Here is a 359-nt window from a genome sequence, read left to right as displayed (position 1 = left end):
AAGTGGTGCTGATACCCAGAGTCGAACTGGGGACCTCACCCTTACCAAGGGTGCGCTCTACCAACTGAGCCATATCAGCACGCTAAATTTGATGCCTGGCAGTTCCCTACTCTCACATGGGGAGACCCCACACTACCATCGGCGCTACGGCGTTTCACTTCTGAGTTCGGCATGGGGTCAGGTGGGACCACCGCGCTAGTGCCGCCAGGCAAATTCTGTTTTATCAACACGTCCTGCGGACGCATCGACTAATCTGTATCGAAGCTGAAAATTCTCTCAATCCGCCAAAACATCTTCGGCGTTGTAAGGTTAAGCCTCACGGTTCATTAGTACCGGTTAGCTCAACGCATCGCTGCGCT

At 53.5% G+C, this 359-nt stretch carries 1 tRNA gene and 1 rRNA gene; both read right to left on the bottom strand.

The features are described 5' to 3' along the window. Nucleotides 1-3: 3 nt before the first annotated feature. Nucleotides 4-79: transfer RNA gene (locus tag L2I46_RS29390), tRNA-Thr, on the bottom strand. 14 nt (nucleotides 80-93) lie between these two features. Then, a 5S ribosomal RNA gene (rrf, locus tag L2I46_RS29385) occupies nucleotides 94-209 on the bottom strand. Between the last annotated feature and the right edge of the window lie 150 nt (nucleotides 210-359).

Origin of the sequence: Klebsiella sp. 2019SCSN059 (genome assembly GCF_021739525.1) — a bacterium.
Taxonomy (GTDB): domain Bacteria; phylum Pseudomonadota; class Gammaproteobacteria; order Enterobacterales; family Enterobacteriaceae; genus Klebsiella; species Klebsiella quasipneumoniae.
This window is presented reverse-complemented; position numbering and strand designations above follow the sequence as displayed.